Here is a 17,997-nt window from a genome sequence, read left to right as displayed (position 1 = left end):
CACGCATTTCGGACGGCGATGCCCCGCTTGCAAGGGGTTTTTCGGCACGGCTCATCGCGTCGTGGCGAGATTGTTGGTAAAGCCGGATTGCGCAATGATATCATATCACCTATGTGCAGGCCATGTTGTCTCGTATCACCCGGTCCGGCCAGCTCGATTCGGCCGCGATTGCGCTGTCTGCGCTGTGCATGGTGCATTGCGCGGCAGGCCTGTGGCTGGTGGCGGGATTCGCCTCGATGGGCGGCATCTTCCTCTCTCCCTGGGTGCACGAGATCGGCTTTGCTCTGGCAGCGATCATGGCGGCGCTGGCGCTGGGCCATGGCGTCCGGCTGCACGGGGCCTGGACACCGCTCGCCATCGGTTCGACCGGCATTGCCGCGATGCTCGCCGCGATGACCGTGCCGCATGGCGGTTCATGGGAATATGCGCTGACGCTCACCGGCGTCGCGCTGCTCAGCATTGCACATCTGCTGAACTATCGCGCCGCGCGTCAGCACTGAACGCAATCACGATTGCCAATATTGGGGCTTGCCCTAGCCCCTTGATCCGCGCCAAGAGTCGCGCCCTATGACCAGCACCTCCACCGAAACCGCCCAGATCAGCATCTATATCAACGGCGAGCCGCGCCGCGTTGCCGCCGGCCAGAGCATCGCCGCGCTCGTCGGCACGCTGGGGCTCGATGCCGCCAAGGTCGCGGTCGAGCGCAATCTGGAGATTGTGCCGCGCTCGACGCTCGGCGATGTCACCGTGCAGGATGGCGACCGGCTGGAGATCGTGCATTTCGTCGGCGGCGGCGATCATCAGGCGGCTGTTGCCGATGACAGCTGGACCGTCGCGGGTCACACCTTCCGCTCGCGGCTCATCGTCGGCACCGGCAAGTACAAGGATTTCGCGCAGAACGCCGCTGCGGTTGAGGCGTCAGGAGCCGAGATCGTCACCGTCGCGGTGCGCCGCGTCAACGTGTCGGATCCGGGCGCACCGATGCTGACCGACTTTATCGACCCGAAGAAGATCACCTATCTGCCCAACACCGCCGGCTGTTTCACCGGCGAGGAGGCTATCCGAACGCTGCGCCTGGCGCGCGAGGCAGGCGGTTGGGATCTGGTCAAGCTCGAGGTTCTGGGCGAGGCGAAGACGCTTTATCCCGACATGCACGAGACGCTGCGCGCGACCGAGATCCTGGCCAAGGAAGGCTTCAAGCCGATGGTCTATTGCGTTGACGATCCCATTGGCGCGAAACGGCTGGAAGATGCCGGCGCGGTCGCGATCATGCCGCTCGGCGCGCCGATCGGATCGGGGCTGGGCATCCAGAACCGGGTCACCATCCGGCTGATCGTCGAGAACGCCAAGGTGCCCGTCCTGGTCGATGCTGGCGTCGGCACCGCGTCCGATGCCGCGATCGCGATGGAACTGGGCTGCGATGGCGTGCTGATGAACACCGCGATCGCCGAAGCGAAGGACCCGATCCGCATGGCGCGCGCGATGAAGCTGGCGGTCGAAGCCGGCCGGGAGGCCTATCTTGCCGGCCGCATGGGCACGCGCAAATACGCCGATCCCTCCAGCCCTCTCGCCGGGCTGATCTGACCGGGTTCCACGTGGAACCCCGCGCGGAGAATCCGGAGGAATCGCTCGCGAAATCCCGTATTGGATGACGGCCCCCAGCTTTCCGTAGCGGAAGAATGACCGTTTCTTGCCGATTCGGTGACGCTTTCTTTGCATATGTTACATTGGTCGATGCGGCTGTGTCGTTCGTCGACAGCTGTAGTCGTTGAGCGACATCTGCTGCGCCCTTGTCGAGCGCGGCGCGCGCGTCGGCGCGCCCTGCCCTATCCAGATGATGTCGCCGATGCTCCATAGCTCCCCAGGCCGGACATCGGCGGCAAACAACAACAAGGCCGGTCCTGAAGGGACCCTTACCCCAGGACCGGCCACATCGTTCAGTGAGCTTGCCCCAGAAAGGACCCCCCCATGTTCGCCCGTGCTCTTGCCCCCATTGCCACCCGCACACTCGCCGCTGCTGCCGCTTCGGCCATCGTGTTTTCCGCCGCCGTCCAGGCCAAGCCGGTCGTGACCGAGCAGGTCAGCGGCAACCGCGTCGTTCGCAGCATCGAAGTGCCGTTCGTCGATCTCGACCTCACCACGCCCGAGGGCGCAGCGACGCTCGAGCACCGGCTGCGTGCCGCCACCACCCAGGTCTGCGGCAGCCTGCCGCGCGGCCCGCTGCGTGAAGTGAGCGATTACAAGAATTGCGTCCGCGAAACCGAAGAGAGCGGCCAGCGCGCTATGGTCACGCTGATCGCCCGCGCCGAAGCCGGCGAGACCTTCAAGCCCGGCGAACGCATCGCCGTCGGCAGCTGACGCGCCAAGCCTTTACCACACCCTTGGTAGAAACCCGACTGGACCGGTAGCCCCCAAGCTGCCGGTCCTTTCTTCATGCGCTTTCCCTACGCGCAAAAAGGTCGAGGCGGACGCTAGAGGAGCGCCCGCCTCAGTCCTTTGCGACCCAAAGGACTAGCTCTGAAGCTGTCGTGGCTGGCCCTGAGGCCAGGCGATCAGCGATAGAAGACGTGATTGTCGACCGCGGCGAGGCGCTGCATGCGCCAGCCCGGCGAGACATGACGCGCATGGAAGAACAGCGCGCCTTCGACCGGGCTGTCCCAGCTGTCCTTCATCGCGATCTGCGCGATGGCGACGGCTTCCTTCCAGTCCTGGCTGGCGGTGGGAATGGCGGGCATGCGGCCGCCGCGAACGAACGAGAACTGGCTGGGCTGATAGACCACGCCGCACAGGCTGCTGGCGAAGCGGCCCGAATCGCGGCGCGCGATCACCACCTTGGCGACGGCGAGCTGGCCGTTGAGGGTCTCGCCCTTGGATTCGAAATAGACGGCACCCGCGAGACAACGGGTTTCCTCGTCGATTTCGGCGGGCATGTCGGACATCGACACGAGCTGCGCCAGGCTTTCAGCCTTGAGCGGCGGCTGGGCGGTCTGGGTGTCGATCTGCTGGGGAGCGGTTTCGGCCGAGGCAGCACCGGCTACGACAGCGGCTTCATCAGCGCTGGAGGCGGTGGTTTCGCTCGTCTGGGCGGGAACCGGCTGGATCATGTCGGCAATCAGCGGCGATGCAAGGGCGGCTGACGCGTCGGTGAGAGAGAAGGTGACAATCGAATAAACTGTCATGGCGGCCATGCTGGCGACCTTGAGGATCTTACTCATTACAAACTTTGACTGTGCGGTGGATCACCACGGCCGGAACTGGGATCAGGCATGAAAGCCCGGCCGGTTCCGGAAGGGAAACCCCCCGTCTGCGTGCTAGCCCTGTTCTTCTCTGGCCTTGAAAAGCCGGGGAACCATATGAGCCGCCTGCGCGTTGATCGGTGCAGCGGCCCCTCTAGCAGCCGGGATAATGAGTCAACTCGTCTGACCCATTATCGCGTTGAACTGTGCGCGGCTGGCGACATCCAGTTCGATAATCCACAAGTCCGCATCGCGAAGACGGCGTCGCTCGACATATTCGTCCATGCTGCCCTGGCGCGCCAGCGAGCCGGAATCGTCGCTCCACACCTCCTGCCACTCCGCCTGGCCATCGAGCCCGCGGAACAGTTCGAACAGCGCATTGTCCTGTCCGCGAACCGTCCGCGCGATAAGGATCGCGCCCGATACCGGGTCCCCTTTGGCGATGATCGTGGCAAAGCCGCCTGATGCAGCGGTGAGCCGCTTGAGCGCCTCGATCCGTACATGCGTCGCCAGCCGAGGCTCGATCACGGGCTGTCCGCGATCGGCGGCTTGTAGCCTTCCAGCCCCGACAGCGCGATGTGCGAGCGCATGAACGTGCCCGTGCCGCGCGCGATCTCCTCGCCATGGCTGTCCACCAGCCGGGATTCGCCCACCCAGACGCGCCGGCGGCCGCTTACCCAATGGCCCTCGGCATAGACCGGCCCCGCGCGCACCGGCGCGGTGAAATGCAGGTTGAACGCCGTGGTGAGCAGGAATCGGTCGGTGACCAGCGCGTTGCACGCATAGAAGGCGGCATCGTCGAGCATCTTGAAATACAAGGTGCCATGCGCCGCACCGGCCGCATGGAAATGTTCAGGTGTCACATCGAAATCGATCCGCGCCTTGCCCGCTGCCGTGATCGTCAGCCGGGAAGGGAACAGCCGATTGATCGCGGCAGCGGCATAAAGGCGTTCGAGCGCGCGGAAATGCGCCTCTTCACCCGGCCCTGTCGCCCGGTCAGGCAGCGTCACGATCCAGCTCGGCGGTGACCAGCGCATAGATCGCATCAGGGTCATCCGCGCCCTTGATCTTGGCGAGCGTCTTTTCGTCGCGCGTCAGCCGCGAGATATGCGCAAGCGCCTGAAGGTGCATCGCACCCGTGGCCACCGGCGAGAGCAGCGCAATCACCAGATCAACCGGAAGATTGTCGATCGAACCGAACTCGATCGGCTTGCCCAGCCGCAGCACCACCGCCACCGAATGGTCCAGCCCGTCCATCTTGCCATGCGGGATGGCGACGCGGCGCCCGAAGCCGGTCGAACCGAGCTGCTCGCGCTCGAGCAGGCAGCCAAGCACCTTGTCTGGATCGAGCCCGTAGCAATGACCGAACTGTTCGGCGGCCAGCTCAAGCGCCTGGTGCTTGTCCGCGACGCGCGCCGAGATCAGCACCGCCTGCTTATGGAGTTCGAACCATGCCATGACAGTCAAAATTCTCGATTCTGTCGCGCCGCCCCCGATCGTTGCCGAGGCGGCGCGCACGAATGTTCAAAGGATCACCGTCGGCCCTGCCGGGAGGGGGTTGCCTCATCCCGCCGACGCATTGCTGCCGCGCCCATGCACCATATCGCCCGAAAAACCAAGCCATGCGATGCACGGGCGCACAACGCGCCGAAAATATTCAGACGCGCGGTTCGACCCAGCCGATCGAACCATCGGGGCGGCGATAGACCATGTTGTGCCGCCCGGTGCCGGTATTCTTGAAGAACAGCGCATTGGTGTTGCGCAGGTCGAGCATCATCACCGCGTCGGATACGGTGGCGGTGGGCACGTCGACGCGGGTTTCGGCGATCACGACCGGGGCATCGCCCACGACCTCCTCTTCCTCATTGCCGCTGTCGAACACGACATAGGCGGCTTCTTCCTCGCGCGCGGCATGCTGGAACTGTTCATGGCGGCCCTTGAGGCGGCCCATATAGCGGCGCAGCTGCTTCTCGATCTTGTCCGCAGCGCCGTCGAAGCCGACATGCGCATCCTGCGCCAGGCCATGGCCCTTGAGGATCAGGCCCTGCATCACATGCGTGACGATATCGCACTGGAACTGGTCGTGAGGCCCTCGGCTGAAGGTGACCTGGCTGGATATCGCCTTGGAAAAATACTTTTCGACAATCGCATTGAGTCGGTCCGCGACGTGCACCTTGAGCGCTTCGCCAGTATCGACCTGATGACCAGAAATACGAATGTCCATGATATTCTCCATTTTTTGGGGCCAGCCGCAGGATCACTGCCGCGACGGGCCGGATCGATATATCCTTGGCGTCCAACGCTAAGGATCGGGTGACGATTCGGGTAAAGACCTCCTTTCCGGAATGATTTTCAGTACAAAGGTTAGCGTGTCGACAGCCAGAGCGGCTGCTTGATCTTGCCCAGGAACTCGGCATGCGCGGCCAGCTCTTCCTCGCTGGCGGCAAACGGGCGCGGCAGGCGGTGCGGACGCTGGACACTGGGAATGAGGCGAGGCCGTGCACCGGGGACGATGACGGTTTCCGCGCTGTCGTCGGCGAGACCGAGCCCGATCTGGCGACCCCCGGTCAGCTCGATATAGACCTGCGCCAGCAGCTCGGCATCGAGCAGCGCGCCGTGCAGCACGCGGTGGCTGCGGTCGACGCCGAAGCGCTTGCACAATGCATCGAGGCTGGCGGGCGATCCGGGAAACTTGGCGCGCGCCATCGCGACGGTGTCGATCACCCGGCTCATCGCAATGGCGGGCTTGCCGACCATGGCCAGTTCCGCATTCAGAAAGCGCATGTCGAACCCGGCATTGTGCGCGACCAGGGTCGCATCGCCGAGAAACTCGAGCAGATCCTCGACGCCTGCGCCGAACAGCGGCTTGTCGGCGAGAAACGCATCGCCCAGGCCATGCACCTTCTCGGCTTCGGGCGGCATCGGGATTTCGGGATTGAAATAGGCGTGGAAGGTGCGGCCCGTCAGGCTGCGACCGACCATCTCGATACACCCGATTTCCACCATCCTGTGTCCTTCATCAGGGGACAGGCCGGTGGTTTCGGTATCGAAAATGATCTCTCTCATTTCCGATACTATTGGACCGATTTGCTCATCGTGCAAGGGCCGAACGTAAATTCTGAAGCAGCCTGCGCACCGCCTGTCGCGTCGCCAATTTGGTGCCGCCGGTGGGGATCACCCAATCGGCATGCGCGCGCTTGTGGTGATCAGCCATCTGCAGGTGACGGATATGGCGCAGGCGTGCCGCGGTCATGCCCGGGCGGGCGAGCACGCGCTTGCGCTGCTGCCACAGCGCCGCGGAGACGACCACGATACCATCGACATTCTGGGTGCCGCCCTTCTCGAACAGCAGCGGGATATCGAACACGATGATCCGGCGCGACCGGTGGGCGCGGACGAATGCCGCGCGCGACCGCGCCACCGCCGGATGCACGATATGCTCCAGCCTCTTCAGCGCCGCTGGATTGCCGAACACCGCCGCACCCAGCTTCGCCCGGTCGACGCCTTGCGGCCCGGTGGTGCCGGGAAATGCCGCCTCGATCGCGGGCAGCAGCGCGCCGCCCGGTCCCTGCAGCACATGCACCTCGGCATCGGCATCGAACACCGGCACGCCCTCGGCGCGCAGCATCTTCGCCACCGCCGATTTGCCCATGCCGATCGATCCGGTCAGCCCCAGCACCATCGGACGGTGACGGTGGTGCGGCGGCAGGCGCTTGATCGGCGACATCATGCCAGCAGCAATGCCCGGAGCTCATCGTCGCGGTTCCGCGGAGGAGCGGCACCGAAGAAGATCTCGAAGGCGAGCGCCGCCTGGCCGATCAGCATCTCGAGCCCGTCAACCGTCTCGAGCCCGCGCGCGCGCGCCGCCTTGAGCAGCCCGGTTTCGAGCGGATTGTAGACGATGTCATAGACCAAGGCGCTTTCGGGCAGCGGCGACAGGTCGAGAACGAGCGGGTCGAAGCCCTTCATGCCCAAGGGACTCGTGTTGACCAGCAGATCGACCTCGCCCAGCGGATCGTCCATGCCGCGCACCTGGCCCTTGAGGGCGAAGCTCGCGAGCAATCCCATCGCCTTGAGCGGGTTGCGCGCATGGATGGTGACGCTGGCGACCTCCATCCGCGCAAGCGCGAACAGCACCGCGCGCGAGGCCCCGCCTGCGCCGATCACCGCGACGTCCGCGCCGGTAAAGTCGCTCTGCCCGAGCGGCGCGTAGAACCCGCCCGCATCGGTATTGGTGCCGAACAGCGCGCCCTGTTCATCGCGCGCGATCGTGTTCATCGCGCCAATGCTGCTGCGGACATCGCCCGGATCGGCGACATGCTCGATCACCGCGATCTTGTGCGGAATGGTGACATTGCACCCGCGCCAGAGCGGATCCTCACGGCGATTGGCGATATAATCCGCCAGCGCGTCGGGCGTGACATGACAGGCACGATAGTCCGCGTCCATGCCCAGCGCCTTGAGCCAGAAGCCATGGATCAGCGGCGATTTGCTGTGCGCGATCGGGTCGCCGATCACCTCGGCATAGGGCTTGCCAGATTGTGTCACCGGGTCTGCTCAGCTCGGCATCAATTCGCGCTGGCGCAGGAAGCCGAGTAGCGGCAGCAGCGGCATTCCTTGCACCGTGAACACATCGCCCTCGATATGGCTGAAAAGCTGGGCTCCGGCGCCCTCGATCTCGTAGCAACCCACCGTATATCCGATGGTTTCCCAGTGCTTTTCCACATAATCACGCACAAAGGCGGTGCCCAGCGGACGCACGTGCATCACCGCCTTGTCGACATGCCGCCAGATCGGGCGACCGCCCTCGACGATGACGGCGGCGCTCCACAATTTGTGCGGCTTGCCCGACAGCGATTCGAGCTGACGGATCGCATCGTCGGGCGTTTGCGGCTTGCTCAGCATCTCGCCTTCGCTGGTTTCCAGGATCTGGTCGGAGCCGAGCACCATCGCCTCGGGCCGCCGCGTGCCGACCCGCATCGCCTTCGCCTCGGCGAGCGCATCGGCAATATCGCGCGGGGATGTGCCCTCGGCATGGAGCGACGCGCGGATCGACGATTCGTCGATATGCGCGGCCACGACCGAGAAGGGCACATCGGCAGCATCGAGCATGGCCCGGCGTGCGGTGCTCTGCGATGCGAGTATCAGCATTTCCATCGTCCTTATGCCCGGTGCAATTAGGCTTTATCCACTGGCTCGTTCGTCTGCCGCCTGTTCTCGCGCGCGGCTTCGCGCTCGTTGAACAGGTTGATGATCGCCGCCGCCGATTCCTCGATCGACCGGCGCGTCACGTCGATCACCGGCCAACCATTATCCGCAAACATCCGCCTGGCAAAGGCCAGCTCGGCCTTCACCTTCTCGTCATTCACATAATCGGTTTCGGGGGCCTGGTTCAAGGACAACAGCCGGTTGCGGCGCACCGCGATCAGCCGTTCGGGATTGGTCGTCAGCCCCACCACGAGCGGATGCCTGAGCGTGAACAGCGCGGAAGGCGGCGGGGATTCGATCACGATCGGGATGTTCGCGGTCTTGTAGCCGCGATTGGCGAGATAGATCGAGGTCGGCGTCTTGGACGAGCGCGAGACGCCGGCAAGCACGATGTCCGCGGCTTCCCAATTCTCCCAATTCTGCCCGTCGTCATGCGCGATCGTGAACTGGATCGCTTCCACGCGTGCGAAATAGGCCGCATCCAGAACATGCTGTCGGCCTGGCCGCGCCTTTGCCGCCTGGCCAAGCAGATTGGACAAGGCATCGCTCACCGCATCGAGCGCGGGCACCATCGGCAGCCCGAGCACGCGGCAGCGCCGCTCGAGCTTGGCGCGGATATCGGGATTGACCAAGGTGAACAGCACGAGCCCCGGATTGGCCGCGACCTCGTCCAGAATCCGGTCGAGATGCGTTTCGGAGCGCACCATCGGCCAGAAATGCTTGATGACCTCGACCGCATCGAACTGCGCCAGCGCCGCCTTGGCGATATTCTCCAGGGTCTCGCCCGTGGAATCCGACAGCAGATGCAGGTGAATGCGGCTCATGGCCATGGTCTGTGGGCAGCGCGGGGATAAATCAAGGCATGATATTGTGGGCAAAACCGGGGATGGTTTTGCTCCCCCCTGACCGGAGATTCCTCACAGGGCTTGTCCACAAGGGAAAGCTTTACCCACAGGCTGTTGATAGTGGGCACAAATTTGCCGACTCGTCAGGCAGCTGCGATTTGGCGACTGTCAATCTGTCGATACATAGGGCAAGAAAGCGTCATGCCGGTTTTCCAGCGGCCTTCTTCAACAGAATCCCTATATAAAGGATATAAGAATTAAGATGGGTGGGGACACAACTCTGACGACGGCGCGCAAGGCGCCCTTGCTCGATTGCCTGAACGGACATGTGGCCGAGGTGCCGCCGATGTGGATGATGCGCCAGGCCGGGCGCTACCTTCCGGAATATCGCGCGCTGCGTGCGGAAAAGGGCGGCTTTCTCGAGCTGGTCTATGACAGCCCTGCCGCTGCCGAGATCACGCTGCAGCCGCTGCGCCGGTTCGCGCTCGATGCCGCGATCCTGTTTTCCGACATCCTGATCGTGCCCTATGCGATGGGCCAGGATCTGAAATTCCTGGTGGGCGAGGGGCCACATCTGTCGCCCCGGTTGCTCGATCATGCGCTGGAGAGCCTGCAGCCGGTCCCTGAGCGCCTTGAGGCGATCTACGAGACCGTGCGTCTGGTGAAGGCCGAGCTTGCGCCTGAAAAGACGTTTCTGGGCTTTGCAGGGTCGGCCTGGACCGTTGCGACCTATATGGTCAACGGCGAGGGCAGCAAGGACCAGCACGCAACACGCGAATATGCCTATCGCGATCCCGCCGGCTTCCAGGCGCTCATCGACGGGATCGTCGATCTCACCATTGAATATCTGATCGGCCAGATCGATGCCGGCGTCGATGCTGTCCAGATTTTCGACAGCTGGTCGGGTTCGCTTGCCCCGGCGCAGTTCGAACGCTGGGTGATCGCCCCCAATGCGCGTATCGCCGCCGCCATCCACGAGGCGCGGCCCGGCGTGCCGGTGATCGGTTTCCCCAAGGGCGCGGGCGAAAAGCTTGCCGCCTATGCACGCGAAACCGGCGTCGATGCGCTGGGGCTCGACGAGACGATCGATCCGGTCTGGGCTGCCGCCAACATCCCCGCGCATTTGCCCGTCCAGGGCAATCTCGATCCGCTGGCGCTGCTGGCGGGCGGCGAGCAGATGGAAAATGCGGTCCGCCATATCCTGCGCACGTTCGAGGGGCGGCCGCATATTTTCAACCTCGGCCATGGCATATTGCAGCAGACCCCCATTGAACACGTGCATGCACTGCTTACACTGGTGAAGCAGGGCGTATGACCGCCCTGCCGGATCCACGGCAGAACCCATGAACGAGCTTCTTCTGACAATGGATTATGTTCTCTCCATGCTCTATCTCTGGCTGAAAGCGGCGCACCTCATTTTCGTCATCTTCTGGATGGCCGGCCTGTTCATGATGCCGCGCTTTCTGGTCTACCATCAGGAGGCCGAGCATGGCTCGGAAGAGGCGACGCGCTGGATCGACCGTGAGAACAAGCTGCGAAAGATCATCCTCAACCCTTCGCTGATCATCGTCTGGGTGCTGGGGCTGGTGCTGGCGAGCCAGGGCAACTGGTGGACCGCCGGCTGGCTGCACGCCAAGCTGCTCTTCGTGCTGCTCTTGAGCGGCTATCACGGCTGGATGATCGGCTATTCGAAGAAGCTGGCGCGCGGCGAGCGCAAGCTCACCGGCAAGCAGCTACGGCTGATCAACGAGGTTCCCGGCATCGCTGCGGCGGTGATCGTGATCCTGGTGATCGTGAAGCCGTTCTGAGGGCTGTCTGCGGCCAAACCTCGCGGTTGCGCGTGCGACGATAACCTGTCCCGCTCGGTCTGACCCCGTCGAAGGCTACGCGCCGAGAGCTGCTTCAATTCATCGTCATTCCCGCGGAAGCGGGAATCCCGCTATGCGATCTGCACTTTCGCTGCAAGCCGGACCCCCGCCTTAGCGGGGTTGACGAGTTTATGGTTTGGACCACGAGCGCCGGGCCTTCGACAGGCTCAGGCTGAGCGGAGGTGGCAGCAGCGGGATGCGGACTGGCCGTCATCGCCTCATCGCAGGCCGGATTGACTTTTGCGCAGTCCCCGCTTATCTCCGCTCCCGTCCCGTCCGGGACCTTCGACGACCCGCTTCACCATTGACCGGATTACCGGTTGGGCGTCCCGCATCTCTTTCCAGACTGCCGCGTTTCCATTTTTGGCGGCACCCTTCCCACGGAATCCTGCACCTCATGCACCTTAAAGAACTCAAGCAGAAAACCCCCGCTGAACTCGTCACCATGGCCGAAGAGCTGGGCGTCGAGGGCGCATCGACGCTCCGCCGCCAGGACCTGATGTTCGCGATCCTCAAGGAACTCGCCGAAGACGGCGAGCAGATCATGGGTCTGGGCACCATCGAGGTGCTGTCCGACGGTTTCGGGTTCCTGCGCAGCCCCGAGGCGAACTATCTCGCCGGGCCCGACGACATCTACGTCTCGCCGAACCAGGTGCGCCGCTTCGGCCTGCGCACCGGTGACACGGTGGAAGGCGAAATCCGCGCACCGCGCGACGGCGAGCGCTATTTTGCCCTGACCAAACTGACCGCGGTGAATTTCGACGATCCCGATGTCGTGCGCCACCGCGTCAATTTCGACAACCTGACCCCGCTCTATCCGAACGAGAAGCTGCGGCTCGACACGCTCGACCCGACGGTCAAGGACAAGTCGGCGCGGGTCATCGACATCGTCTCGCCGCAGGGCAAGGGCCAGCGCGCGCTGATCGTCGCGCCGCCGCGCGTCGGCAAGACCGTGCTGCTGCAGAACATCGCCAAGGCGATCACCGACAACCATCCCGAAGTCTTCCTGATCGTGCTGCTGATCGACGAGCGCCCGGAAGAAGTCACCGACATGCAGCGCAGCGTGAAGGGCGAGGTCATCAGCTCGACCTTCGACGAGCCTGCACAGCGCCACGTCCAGGTCGCCGAAATGGTGATCGAGAAGGCCAAGCGTCTGGTCGAGCACAAGAAGGATGTCGTCATCCTGCTCGACTCGATCACCCGTCTGGGCCGTGCCTACAACACCGTCGTCCCCTCGTCGGGCAAGGTGCTGACCGGCGGTGTTGATGCCAACGCCTTGCAGCGTCCCAAGCGCTTCTTCGGTGCCGCGCGCAACATCGAGGAAGGCGGTTCGCTCTCGATCATCGCCACCGCGCTGATCGATACCGGCAGCCGCATGGATGAGGTCATCTTCGAAGAGTTCAAGGGCACCGGCAACAGCGAAATCGTGCTGGATCGCAAGGTGGCCGACAAGCGTATCTTCCCCGCGCTCGATGTCGGAAAGTCCGGCACGCGCAAGGAGGAACTGCTGGTGGAGAAGGACATCCTTTCCAAGATGTGGGTGCTGCGCCGCATCCTCATGCAGATGGGCACCGTCGACGCGATGGAGTTCCTGCTCGACAAGATGAAGGATTCGAAGACCAACGAAGACTTCTTCGATTCCATGAACCAGTAATCCTTCAGGGCTGCGACACCCATCATGATGGAACTTTGGAACCATATCGTTGCCGATTTCTCGAATATCGGCTCCCCGTCCGCCCTGGCCGCCTTCGGCCAGGTGCTGATGATCGACGTGCTGCTGGCGGGTGACAATGCCATCGTCGTCGGTGCGCTGGCGGCGGGCCTGCCTGCCGATCAGCGCAAGAAGGTGATCCTGATCGGCATCATCGCCGCTCTGGTGCTTCGCATCGGCTTCGCGCTGGTCGTCACCCAGCTCATGCAGATCGTCGGGCTGATCTTCGCCGGCGGACTGTTGCTGCTCTGGGTTTCGTGGAAGATGTACCGCGAGCTGCAACCGGCGGGCGCGAACGGTGGCTCACCCGAGATCGAGGGCGACGAGCATAGCGGCGTCGCACCGGCCAAGAGCTTTGCCGCTGCCGCCTGGGCGGTTGCGGTGGCCGATGTCAGCATGAGCCTCGACAATGTGCTCGCGGTGGCAGGCGCGGCGCGCGAACATCCCGGCATCCTCATCGTCGGCCTGATCCTGTCGGTCGCGCTGATGGGCATCGCGGCCAATTTCATCGCCAAATATATCGAGCGCTATCGCTGGATCGCCTATATCGGCCTGGCCGTGATCCTCTATGTCGCGGGCAAGATGATCTATGACGGGTTCGTCGATCCCGGCGTCGGCGTGGTGACGCTGTTCAGCTGATCATTCGGTAACGCGAAAAATTTCCTCCCCGCCGGTGTTCGATCCCTGATAGGATCGCGCCATCGGTCGGGGAGGATTTTTGCATGAAGCGGGTATGGCTTTCAGGAATGGTGCTGGCCTGTCTCGCGAGCGGTCCGCTGATCGCCAGGGAGAAGGCGCAGATCGCCGCCTCGGCCGAAATCGGGCGAAACATCACTCTGTTCGAGCTTCCCAAGGGGTCGCGCCCGCACGATGTTGCGCCTGCGCCCGATGGCAAGATCTGGTACACCGCACAGAAACAGGGCGCGCTCGGCATTCTCGATCCTGCCACCGGGCAGGTCGTGCAGGTGCCGCTCGGCCAGGACTCGGCCCCCCATGGGGTCATCCAGGGGCCAGACGGCATGGCCTGGATCACCGATGGCGGGCAGAACGCGATCGTCCGCTACAACCCCGCAAGTGGCAAGCTCGATATATGGAAGCTCCCCGAGGACACGGGCTATACCAACCTCAATACCGGTGCCTTCGACCGGCAGGGCACGCACTGGTTCACCGGCCAGAATGGCATTTACGGGCGCGTGAGCGCCGCTGACGGCAAGGTGCAGGTCTGGAAGGACCCCAAGGGCCGCGGCCCCTATGGCATCGCCACCGCGCCCGATGGCAATGTCTGGTATGTCTCGCTCGCGGGCAGCCATCTGGCAAAGATCGACAGCGCCACCGGCGAGATCAGCGTGATCGAGCCGCCGACGAAAGATGCGGGGCTGCGCCGCGTCTGGGGGGACAGCAAGGGCGATCTGTGGATCACCGGGTGGAACAGCGGCGAGCTCTATCGTTACCGGCCTTCGGCCAAGAGCTGGAAGAGCTGGAAGCTGCCGGGAGCCGCCGCCAAGGCCTATGCGGTCTATGTCGACGAGCGCGACATGGTCTGGGTCAGCGATTTCGGCGACAATTCGACCCGGGTGTTCGATCCGCGCAGCCAAAAATTCGTCCAGCGCTATCCCGGCAGTGGCGAGGGGGCGAATGTCCGCCAGATCCTGGGCCGCAAGGGCGAGGTGTTCCTGCCTGAATCGGGCACCGAACGGCTGATGGTCATCCGGACCGAAAAATGAAGCTCTGGACGCTGTTGCTGGCCGTGCTGGCCGTATCGCCAGGTGTTGCACTGGCCCAGGCTGCGAACCAGGATGGTGAACGCGCTTTCCAGCGCTGCTATAGCTGCCATTCGGTCAAGAAGGGTGAGAAGGGTCTAAGCGGGCCTAATCTCGATCAGTTGAGCAAACGCCCGATCGCCGGCGACAGGACCTTTGCCTATTCCAAGGCTTTCAAGACCTTTGCCGCCGCGAATCCACGCTGGACACCCGAGCTGCTCGACCGCCTCCTCACCGATCCCGAGGCGCTGGTGCCGGGCAACCAGATGGGCTTTTTCGGCTTGCGCAAGGCCGAGGAGCGTGCAGCAATCATCGCCTATCTGATTGGAGAAAAATAACCGATAAGGTTAAGCAAATTCGTCACCCCCGCGAAGGCGGGGGGCCCGCTTGCCTGAAACCGAAGGCCCAAAGCGGAATTCCCGCGTTCGCGGGAATGACGAGCATGGGTGCCTGAATCAGCTCGCCTTGGCCAGCATCTCGCCCATCTTCTCCCAGACCTTGTTCACCGCCTTCAAGGGCCGCACCATCACCTTGAAGTCCTCGATCTTTCCTTCCGCATTCCAGCGGACCATGTCGACTCCGTTGACCTGGATACCATCGAGCACGAGCGCGAATTCGAGCACGGCGGTGTCGCCGTCGACGATCTGGCGGACATAATGGAAGCTGTCATTGCCCAGCACATGCGCGGCGGCGTGGAGATAGGCGAAGACCTTGGCCTTGCCTTCCTGCGGGGTGTGGACGACGGGCGAGTGGAACACCGCGTCGTCTGCCAGCATTGCGCTCAGCTTTTCGGGGTCCGAGCCGCCATGCATGTAATCGTGCCAGGCGGCGATTCCGGCTTGTGCGATGCTCATGCCAGATGCTCCGCGAAAAAGGCGGCGGTGCGGCCGTCGGCGAGCTGCGCGCCGGCCTCGTCGCGGCGGTTGCCCATCTCGGCGGCAAAGCCGTGATCGAGCCCTTCATAGTCGTGCAACGTCACCTTGGGGTGATCGTCCAGCCCGGCATGGATCGCCGCCTGCGCCTCGGGCCCGACAAGATGGTCGGCGGTAGGGATGTGCAGCATCAGGGGATTGGCGATCGCGTGCGCTTCCCCGAGCATCTGGTCGATCATCACGCCATAATAGCCGACGCTGGCGTCGATATCGGTGCGCGCGGCGACCATATAGGCGAGCTTTCCGCCGAGACAGTATCCGACCGCGCCGACCTTGGCGACGCCGTCCAGCCCGCCGATGCCGGAACGGATCGCGCGGATCGTCGCCTCGATATCCTTGACGCCGTCATTGGGATCATATTGGCCGAAATAGCCGAACGCTTCCTGCAGCTCGGCCTCGATATCGGGGTCGAGCTCGATACCCGGCTTGATCCGCCAGAACAGATCGGGCGCGACCGCGAGATAGCCCTGCGCGGCCCAGCCATCGCACTTCTGGCGAATGCCAGGGTTCACGCCGAAAATCTCCTGGATCACGATGATCGCGGCCTTTGGCGTGCCTTCGGGCGCGGCGACATAGGCGTCGAAGCTGGCGTCGTGGTCGAAAGTGGCGATGCTGTGCGTCGAACCCATTCTACTCTCCATCATCAATTCGATTGATTTGTGACCCGTTTATACCCACTTTGCCCGTGCTGATAAGCGTGAATCCGGGGCTTGGGGGCCTTTGCGCTGACAAGAGGGTAATGCCATGAAAGTGAATATCGAAGTCGATTGTTCCCCGGAAGAGATGCGCCGATTCATGGGGCTGCCCGATGTCTCCGACGTGAACAAGACCTATGTCGACGGTGTCGTGAGTGCGATGAAGGGCACCAGCAATGTCGACCAGCTGCAGACCATCGCCAAGAATATCGCGCCGATGGGCGAGATGGGCCTGCGCTTCTTCCAGCAGATCATGGATGCCGCTGCCGCCGGGGCTAGCGGCAAGAAGTCCTCGGACTGACACCGCCCCATATTGAACCATGACTGCGGGTGCGACGATCTATGCGCTGTCGAGCGGCGCACCACCCGCAGCCCTGGCGATCATCCGGATCAGCGGACCCGATGCGGGCGTAGCGCTGACGGCGCTGGCGGGCAAGTTGCCCGAACCGCGCCGTGCCTCGTTGCGAAACCTGCGCGATCCCGCGTCGACTGATATTCTCGACCGCGCGCTTGTCCTGTGGTTTCCGGGTCCGGACACGGCCACCGGCGAGGATCTCGCCGAACTGCATCTGCACGGGGGCAGGGCGGTGGTCCGTGCGGTCGAGGCGGCGCTTGCAGGGATTGAAGGGCTGCGGCTCGCCGAGCCTGGGGAATTCACCCGCCGCGCCTTTCTCAACGGACGCATGGACCTGGCCGAGGCCGAGGGCCTGTCCGACCTGCTCTTCGCCGAAACCGAAGCGCAGCGCGTCGCCGCGATCCGCATGGCGAGCGGGCACCTGTCGCGCCAGGTCGAGGCGTGGCGGCGCGAGGTGCTGCGGCTCTCCGCGTTGGTCGAGGCCGAGCTCGACTTTTCCGATGAGGATGATGTGCCCGAGCATGCCGTCGATGCGGTGGGTGAGGGGATCGGCGCGCTCGCGGGCGAGATCGATCTTGCGCTGGCAAGACCGCGCTCGGAACGGTTGCGCGACGGCATCCGCGTGGTGCTCGCCGGGCCGCCCAATGCCGGCAAGTCGACATTGCTCAACGCGCTGCTGCAACGCGAGGCGGCCATCGTATCCGACATCGCTGGCACCACGCGTGACGTGATCGAAGCACCGGTGGCCTTGGGCGGGATACCTTTCGTGCTGACCGATACGGCGGGGCTGCGCGACGAGGGGGCCGAGGAGATCGAGAGCATCGGGATCGCCCGGGCACAAGATGCGATAGCGGCGGCAGACATCGTCCTGTGGTTGGGTGCAGAAGGCGACGGGCCCTCTCATCCTGCCCTGTGGGAGATCGAGGCGCAGATTGATCGCACGGGTGTTCCACGTGAAACAAAGCAGGTGGCACGCCATCGGCTTTCGGCGAAGACGGGGCAGGGGCTCGATGTGCTGGTCGCCGACATGGTCGCGACAGCGCAGACGTTACTGCCTGCGAGCAACGAGGTCGCGCTCAATGCGCGCCAGCACCGGCTGCTCGGCGAATGCGCCTTTGCTCTCCACGGAGCCGAGGCACAGACGGACCTGTTGCTCCGTGCCGAAGGTCTGCGTCTGGCGCGGCATGCGCTCGATCAGCTGCTCGGGCGCACGCATGTCGAGGACATGCTCGACGCGCTGTTTGGCGCGTTTTGTATTGGGAAATAGGATCTCCCCTCCCGCGTGCGGGAGGGGAGGCTGAGCCCCAGGCGAAGACGGGGTGGGGGAGTTCCGTTTTTCCGACGGACGTGCTGCCCCACCCCGGCTTTAAGGCACCCCTCCCCAAGG

Annotated in this window: 23 protein-coding genes; 11 read left to right on the top strand and 12 right to left on the bottom strand. The window is 63.8% G+C overall.

Going from position 1 to position 17,997, the window contains the following annotated elements; all coding sequences use genetic code 11:
• Positions 1-122 precede the first annotated feature (122 nt).
• From FG486_RS06895 to FG486_RS06885, 3 genes are all read left to right on the top strand, one after another.
• The gene (locus FG486_RS06895; RefSeq protein ID WP_137775644.1) at positions 123-500 is read left to right on the top strand and encodes a MerC domain-containing protein; all 378 of its coding nucleotides are present in this window, start codon (positions 123-125) and stop codon (positions 498-500) included.
• A gap of 67 nt (positions 501-567) precedes the next feature.
• Positions 568-1,584 (top strand): sulfur carrier protein ThiS, encoded by a 1,017-nt coding sequence (gene thiS, locus FG486_RS06890; protein ID WP_181267027.1) that lies wholly within the window; start codon positions 568-570, stop codon positions 1,582-1,584.
• Between the two features lie 384 nt (positions 1,585-1,968).
• Positions 1,969-2,358, top strand: coding sequence for a UrcA family protein (locus FG486_RS06885; RefSeq protein ID WP_137775642.1), 390 nt, complete (start codon positions 1,969-1,971; stop codon positions 2,356-2,358).
• 194 nt (positions 2,359-2,552) lie between these two features.
• Here the strand turns inward: FG486_RS06885 and FG486_RS06880 are convergent, their stop codons facing one another.
• The 10 genes from FG486_RS06880 to FG486_RS06835 all read right to left on the bottom strand — a co-directional run bounded on the left by FG486_RS06880 (position 2,553) and on the right by FG486_RS06835 (position 9,268).
• Positions 2,553-3,215: a cell wall hydrolase gene (locus FG486_RS06880; protein ID WP_137775641.1), complete on the bottom strand. Its 663-nt coding sequence runs from the start codon at positions 3,213-3,215 to the stop codon at positions 2,553-2,555.
• A gap of 195 nt (positions 3,216-3,410) precedes the next feature.
• Positions 3,411-3,764 carry a DUF1491 family protein gene (locus tag FG486_RS06875; protein WP_181267026.1) on the bottom strand — a complete coding sequence of 118 codons (354 nt, stop codon included), beginning with the start codon at positions 3,762-3,764 and terminating at the stop codon, positions 3,411-3,413.
• On the bottom strand, positions 3,761-4,273 hold the full coding sequence (locus tag FG486_RS06870) for a PaaI family thioesterase (RefSeq protein WP_066277904.1): 513 nt from the start codon (positions 4,271-4,273) through the stop codon (positions 3,761-3,763). Before FG486_RS06870 ends, FG486_RS06875 begins: the two co-directional genes overlap by 4 nt.
• On the bottom strand, positions 4,233-4,694 hold the full coding sequence (locus FG486_RS06865; RefSeq protein WP_060977955.1) for a PTS sugar transporter subunit IIA: 462 nt from the start codon (positions 4,692-4,694) through the stop codon (positions 4,233-4,235). Before FG486_RS06865 ends, FG486_RS06870 begins: the two co-directional genes overlap by 41 nt.
• Positions 4,695-4,893: 199 nt before the next feature.
• The gene (gene hpf, locus FG486_RS06860; RefSeq protein ID WP_066278034.1) at positions 4,894-5,460 is read right to left on the bottom strand and encodes a ribosome hibernation-promoting factor, HPF/YfiA family; all 567 of its coding nucleotides are present in this window, start codon (positions 5,458-5,460) and stop codon (positions 4,894-4,896) included.
• A 140-nt stretch (positions 5,461-5,600) separates the two neighbouring features.
• Positions 5,601-6,302 carry a DNA polymerase III subunit epsilon gene (dnaQ, locus tag FG486_RS06855; protein WP_181267025.1) on the bottom strand — a complete coding sequence of 234 codons (702 nt, stop codon included), beginning with the start codon at positions 6,300-6,302 and terminating at the stop codon, positions 5,601-5,603.
• Positions 6,303-6,327: 25 nt separating this feature from the next.
• Positions 6,328-6,966: a dephospho-CoA kinase gene (gene coaE / locus FG486_RS06850; protein ID WP_171007768.1), complete on the bottom strand. Its 639-nt coding sequence runs from the start codon at positions 6,964-6,966 to the stop codon at positions 6,328-6,330.
• Entirely contained in the window at positions 6,963-7,784 is an 822-nt protein-coding gene (aroE, locus tag FG486_RS06845) for a shikimate dehydrogenase (RefSeq protein ID WP_181267024.1), read from the bottom strand. The genes coaE and aroE overlap by 4 nt, the downstream gene beginning before the upstream one ends.
• Positions 7,785-7,793: 9 nt before the next feature.
• The gene (locus FG486_RS06840) at positions 7,794-8,387 is read right to left on the bottom strand and encodes a Maf family protein (RefSeq protein ID WP_082750993.1); all 594 of its coding nucleotides are present in this window, start codon (positions 8,385-8,387) and stop codon (positions 7,794-7,796) included.
• 26 nt (positions 8,388-8,413) lie between these two features.
• Entirely contained in the window at positions 8,414-9,268 is an 855-nt protein-coding gene (locus FG486_RS06835) for a pyruvate, water dikinase regulatory protein (RefSeq protein WP_066278028.1), read from the bottom strand.
• A 283-nt stretch (positions 9,269-9,551) separates the two neighbouring features.
• On the opposite strand from FG486_RS06835, the gene hemE reads away from it, so the two are divergent.
• The 6 genes from hemE (at position 9,552) to FG486_RS06805 (ending at position 14,966) form a co-directional block, all read left to right on the top strand.
• Positions 9,552-10,604, top strand: coding sequence for a uroporphyrinogen decarboxylase (gene hemE, locus FG486_RS06830; RefSeq protein ID WP_277816972.1), 1,053 nt, complete (start codon positions 9,552-9,554; stop codon positions 10,602-10,604).
• Between the two features lie 28 nt (positions 10,605-10,632).
• Complete coding sequence (locus tag FG486_RS06825) at positions 10,633-11,097, top strand: CopD family protein (RefSeq protein ID WP_241695647.1); 465 nt, start codon at positions 10,633-10,635, stop codon at positions 11,095-11,097.
• Between the two features lie 457 nt (positions 11,098-11,554).
• Complete coding sequence (gene rho, locus FG486_RS06820; RefSeq protein WP_060977948.1) at positions 11,555-12,811, top strand: transcription termination factor Rho; 1,257 nt, start codon at positions 11,555-11,557, stop codon at positions 12,809-12,811.
• A gap of 24 nt (positions 12,812-12,835) precedes the next feature.
• Positions 12,836-13,507: a TerC family protein gene (locus tag FG486_RS06815; protein WP_066277887.1), complete on the top strand. Its 672-nt coding sequence runs from the start codon at positions 12,836-12,838 to the stop codon at positions 13,505-13,507.
• Positions 13,508-13,590: 83 nt separating this feature from the next.
• Positions 13,591-14,592 (top strand): Vgb family protein, encoded by a 1,002-nt coding sequence (locus tag FG486_RS06810; protein ID WP_181267023.1) that lies wholly within the window; start codon positions 13,591-13,593, stop codon positions 14,590-14,592.
• 23 nt (positions 14,593-14,615) lie between these two features.
• Positions 14,616-14,966: a c-type cytochrome gene (locus tag FG486_RS06805; RefSeq protein ID WP_338401619.1), complete on the top strand. Its 351-nt coding sequence runs from the start codon at positions 14,616-14,618 to the stop codon at positions 14,964-14,966.
• Between the two features lie 117 nt (positions 14,967-15,083).
• Here the strand turns inward: FG486_RS06805 and FG486_RS06800 are convergent, their stop codons facing one another.
• Both FG486_RS06800 and FG486_RS06795 read right to left on the bottom strand, forming a co-directional pair.
• A complete protein-coding gene (locus tag FG486_RS06800) occupies positions 15,084-15,482 on the bottom strand; it encodes a nuclear transport factor 2 family protein (RefSeq protein ID WP_181267021.1) in 399 nt (132 codons plus the stop codon).
• Entirely contained in the window at positions 15,479-16,189 is a 711-nt protein-coding gene (locus FG486_RS06795) for a dienelactone hydrolase family protein (protein WP_066277875.1), read from the bottom strand. The genes FG486_RS06800 and FG486_RS06795 overlap by 4 nt, the downstream gene beginning before the upstream one ends.
• Positions 16,190-16,304: 115 nt before the next feature.
• On the opposite strand from FG486_RS06795, the gene FG486_RS06790 reads away from it, so the two are divergent.
• On the top strand, positions 16,305-16,556 hold the full coding sequence (locus FG486_RS06790) for a DUF6489 family protein (protein ID WP_060977942.1): 252 nt from the start codon (positions 16,305-16,307) through the stop codon (positions 16,554-16,556).
• 19 nt (positions 16,557-16,575) lie between these two features.
• Entirely contained in the window at positions 16,576-17,877 is a 1,302-nt protein-coding gene (mnmE, locus tag FG486_RS06785) for a tRNA uridine-5-carboxymethylaminomethyl(34) synthesis GTPase MnmE (protein WP_181267020.1), read from the top strand.
• The last annotated feature ends 120 nt before the right edge of the window (positions 17,878-17,997 follow it).

Origin of the sequence: Blastomonas ursincola, from assembly GCF_013607875.1 — a bacterium.
GTDB lineage: Bacteria > Pseudomonadota > Alphaproteobacteria > Sphingomonadales > Sphingomonadaceae > Blastomonas > Blastomonas ursincola.
The sequence above is the reverse complement of the archived record's forward strand: the minus strand, read 5'-3'. Positions and strand labels throughout refer to the sequence as shown.